Below are 4532 nucleotides of genomic sequence, written 5' to 3' on the forward strand. Positions count from 1 at the left end.
CATTCGGCCCGATGCCGCGCACGGGCAGCGCCTGGCTGCGGCCCACGCGGGCGGGTGCCGCCAGCGTCGCGCCGGGCTCGGTGGTGACGAGCGGCTGGCGCAGCAGGATGGCTGGCGTTCCGTCCTTCTCGACTGTCAGGCGCAGCTCGTAGGTTCCGGCCAGGCCCGGAGTCGGCAGGGTGGGCACGGTGTTGCGCGGTTCGACCACGACGATGGCAGCGTTCGCCGGATCGTCGGGGCGCGCGATGGCGAGCCGGGCGCCCTGCGGCGGGCGGCTCAGGAAGACGCTGAGCGGCGCGCCGGCCGCGATCGTGCGAGCCGCCGAGATGGCCGGTTCGGCCGCTGCCGGCGGCTTCTTCTTCTGCGCCCAGGACGCTGCCGGCCAGAGCGCGGCAGCCAGCAGCAGGGTGCGGCGGGAGAGCGCCAGGCCTGTCCCGCCGGTCCGCATCAGCCCATCGCGGCCGCGACGGCATCGAGCGCGGCCTGTGCCTTGCTGCCGTCCGGGCCGCCGGCCTGGGCCATGTCGCGGCGGCCGCCGCCGCCCTTGCCGCCGAGCTGCTCGGACGCCGCACGCACCAGCGCGACAGCGTCGAAACGCTCGGTGAGGTCGGGCGTGACGCCGACGACGACGCCGGCCTTGCCGTCATCGGCGACGCCGACGATCACGACCACGCCGGAGCCGACGCGCGCCTTGGCCTCGTCGGCAAGGCTCTTCAGGTCCTTCATCTCGATGCCGGTGACGGCGCGGGCCAGCAGCTTGGCGCCTGCGATCTCGCGCACGGGATCCTCGGCCGCGCCGCCGCCGCCCATGGCGAGCTTCTTGCGGGCCTCGGTGAGCTCGCGTTCCAGCTTCCGGCGCTCTTCGATGAGCGCCGCCAGGCGGTTTCCGGCCTCCGAAGCGGGGACCTTCAGGAGACTGGCCAGCCCATCGAGCAGGCGCGATTCCTCGTTCAGGCGGAGGCGGGCGCCGTTGCCGGTCATGGCCTCGAGGCGGCGCACGCCGGCTGCCACGGCGCCCTCGCCGACGATGCTGACGAGGCCGATATCGCCCGTGCGCGCCGTGTGGGTGCCGCCGCAGAGCTCGACCGAATAGGCGCGCCCGGCCGGGTTGGTGCCCATCGAGACCACACGGACCTCGTCGCCGTATTTTTCGCCGAAGAGGGCGCGGGCGCCCGACTCGATCGCCTCGTCGACGCTCATCAGGCGCGTGGTGACGGGCTCGTTCCTGAGCACGATCGCGTTGGCGATCTCCTCGACCTCGCGCAGCTCCTCGTCGCTGATCGGCTTGGGATGCGAGAAGTCGAAGCGCAGGCGATCGGGCGAGACCAGCGAGCCCTTCTGCGCAACATGGTCGCCGAGGACGAGGCGCAGCGCCTCGTGCAGCAGGTGGGTCGCTGAGTGGTTGGCGCGGATCGCGGTGCGGCGCTCGTGATCGACGATGAGTTCGACGGCCGCACCGACCTTGAGCTCGCCTTCCTTGACGGTGACGCTGTGGGCGAAGACATCGCCGAGCTTCTTCTGGACGTCGCCGACCTCGACCATCGCGCCCGGAGCCTTGACGAGACCGGCGTCGCCGACCTGGCCGCCGGACTCGCCGTAGAACGGCGTCTGGTTGACCAGCATGAAGCCGGTCTCGCCGGCCTTCAGCGACTGGACCTCGGCATTGTCGCGGACCAGCGCCGTGACAACGCCTTCCGCGCTCTCGGTGTCATAGCCGAGGAATTCGGTCGCGCCGACCTTGTCGCGCAACGGGAACCAGAGCGTCTCGGTCGCGGCCTCGCCGGAGCCGGCCCAAGCGGCGCGGGCCTTGGCCTTCTGCTGCTGCATGGCGGCATCGAAGCCCTCGACATCGACGCTGATCTCGCGGGCACGCAGCGCGTCCTGCGTCAGGTCGAGCGGGAAGCCGTAGGTGTCGTAGAGGGTGAAGGCGACGTCGCCCTTGAGGCTCTGGCCGGCGGTGAGATCCTTCGAGGCGTCGTCGAGAAGATTGAGACCGCGCGCCAGCGTGGTGCGGAAGCGGGTCTCCTCGAGCTTCAGCGTCTCGGTGATCAGCGCCTCGGCGCGCAGCAGTTCGGGATAGGCGCGGCCCATCTCGCGGGTGAGCGCGGGGACGAGCTTGTACAGCAACGGCTCCTTGGCCCCGAGCAACTGCGCATGACGCATGCCGCGACGCATGATCCGGCGCAGGACGTAGCCGCGGCCTTCATTGGAAGGCAGCACGCCGTCGGCGATCAGGAAGGACGAGCAGCGCAGATGATCGGCGATGACGCGGTGGCTGGCCTTCATGGGACCGTCGGGATCAACCGAGGTCAGGTCGGCGATCGCGCCGATCAGCGCGCGGAACAGGTCGATATTATAGTTGTCATGCGTGCCCTGGAGCACCGCCGCGATGCGCTCCAGACCCATGCCGGTGTCGATCGAGGGTCGCGGCAGGTTGGTGCGTATGCCGCCCGCGGCCTCCTCGTACTGCATGAAGACGAGGTTCCAGATCTCGATGAAGCGATCGCCGTCTTGCTCGGCCGAGCCGGGCGGGCCGCCCCAGATATGGTCGCCATGATCGTAGAAGATCTCGGAGCAGGGGCCGCAGGGGCCGGTATCGCCCATGCGCCAGAAGTTATCCGAGGTCGGAATGCGGATGATTTTGTCGTCCGTCAGGCCGGCGATCTTCTTCCAGAGGGCGTGCGCCTCGTCGTCCTCGGAATAGACGGTGACGGTCAGCTTTTCCTTGGGCAGGCCGAACTCGCGGGTGACCAGGGTCCAGGCGTGGTGGATCGCCTGCTCCTTGAAATAGTCGCCGAACGAGAAGTTCCCGAGCATCTCGAAGAAGGTGTGGTGGCGCGCGGTGTAGCCGACATTGTCGAGGTCGTTGTGCTTGCCGCCGGCGCGGACGCATTTCTGTGAGGTAGTGGCGCGGGAATAGGGGCGCTTCTCCTGCCCGGTGAAGACGTTCTTGAACTGCACCATGCCCGAATTGGCGAACATCAGCGTCGGGTCGTTACGCGGCACGAGCGGGCTCGACGGCACGACTTCATGGCCGTTGGACTTGAAGTAGTCGAGGAAGGTCGACCGGATATCGTTGACGCCGCTCATCGCTGTTTGCGCTTCTCAACTCGGGCAAGGGGCCGGGCAGGCCCGACGGGAAGGACCGGTTCTAGTCAGGCCGTTCGCGCCTGTCCAGAAAGCTTGATGCAGCGCACACCCTCCAAGGCCTTATCCTCAAACGAAAAGGGCGGCCCGAGGGGCCGCCCTTGCGTGGTTCCGGGCCGAAGCCTCCGGGCTCAGGCCTCGCCTTCGTCGAGGTCGTCGTCGGTCGGGTTCGCCTCGTCGAGGATGCGATCGGCGACCAGGCCGGAGTTCTGGCGGATCGTGGCTTCGATCTTCGCGGCCAGGTCGGGATTGTTCTTGAGGAATGTCTTGGCGTTCTCGCGCCCCTGGCCGAGGCGCTGGCTGTCGAAGGAGAACCAGGCGCCGGACTTCTCGACCATGCCGGCCTTGACGCCGAGATCGACCAGCTCGCCGACCTTCGAGATGCCCTCGCCGAACATGATGTCGAACTCGACCTGCTTGAAGGGCGGCGCGACCTTGTTCTTGACGACCTTGACGCGGACCTGGTTGCCGGTGGCCTCGTCACGCTCCTTGAGCGTCGAGACGCGGCGGATGTCGAGGCGGACCGAGGCGTAGAACTTCAGCGCGTTGCCGCCGGTGGTGGTCTCGGGCGAGCCGTACATCACGCCGATCTTCATGCGGATCTGGTTGATGAAGATCACCATGCAGTTCGAGCGCGAGATCGAGGCGGTGAGCTTGCGCAGCGCCTGGCTCATGAGGCGGGCCTGCAGGCCGGGCTGCACGTCGCCCATCTCGCCCTCGATCTCGGCGCGCGGGGTCAGCGCCGCGACCGAGTCGACCACAAGCACGTCGATCGCGCCGGAGCGGACGAGTGTGTCGGTGATCTCGAGCGCCTGCTCGCCGGTGTCGGGCTGCGAGATCAGCAGGTCGTCGAGGTTGACGCCGAGCTTGCGGGCATAGACCGGGTCGAGCGCGTGTTCCGCGTCGACGAAGGCGCAGACGCCGCCCTTCTTCTGCGCCTCGGCAATGGTGTGCAGCGCAAGCGTGGTCTTGCCGGAGGATTCCGGCCCGTAGATCTCGACGATGCGCCCCTTGGGCAAGCCGCCGACGCCGAGCGCGATGTCGAGCCCCAGCGAACCCGTCGAGATCGTCTCGATCTCGATCGCCTGCGGGTTCTTGCCGAGCCGCATGATCGAACCCTTGCCGAAGGCGCGTTCGATCTGGGAGAGCGCTGCATCGAGCGCCTTGGCCTTGTCCATCGAGGAGCCTTCCACGAGTCTGAGGTTTGCCTGATTCACGGTTCGGGCTCCTTATGGCAGGGCCAAGGGGACATCTCAATCAGTCTTGACAGGAGAATGATCACTCTTTGTTCCTGCGAGCAAGTTCTTTTTTTGTTCTCGATGTCAGTTTGTGGCAGGAGGTGCTGTTCGACGCCTTTGATATGCTTATTTGTTCGGCGTTTTGAG

At 67.5% G+C, this 4532-nt stretch carries 3 protein-coding genes; all 3 read right to left on the reverse strand.

Annotated features, from left to right (window positions below):
* Positions 1-448: hypothetical protein (locus ACIPIA_RS10695; protein ID WP_400509303.1), on the reverse strand; the 448-nt coding region annotated here is incomplete at its 3' end.
* The gene (gene alaS / locus ACIPIA_RS10700) at positions 448-3090 is read right to left on the reverse strand and encodes an alanine--tRNA ligase (protein WP_400509305.1); all 2643 of its coding nucleotides are present in this window, start codon (positions 3088-3090) and stop codon (positions 448-450) included. The genes ACIPIA_RS10695 and alaS, both read right to left, overlap by 1 nt.
* Positions 3091-3278: 188 nt before the next feature.
* Positions 3279-4364 carry a recombinase RecA gene (gene recA / locus ACIPIA_RS10705; RefSeq protein WP_400509307.1) on the reverse strand — a complete coding sequence of 362 codons (1086 nt, stop codon included), beginning with the start codon at positions 4362-4364 and terminating at the stop codon, positions 3279-3281.
* Between the last annotated feature and the right edge of the window lie 168 nt (positions 4365-4532).

This window comes from Allobosea sp. CER48 (genome assembly GCF_044752385.1).
Classification (GTDB): domain Bacteria; phylum Pseudomonadota; class Alphaproteobacteria; order Rhizobiales; family Beijerinckiaceae; genus Allobosea.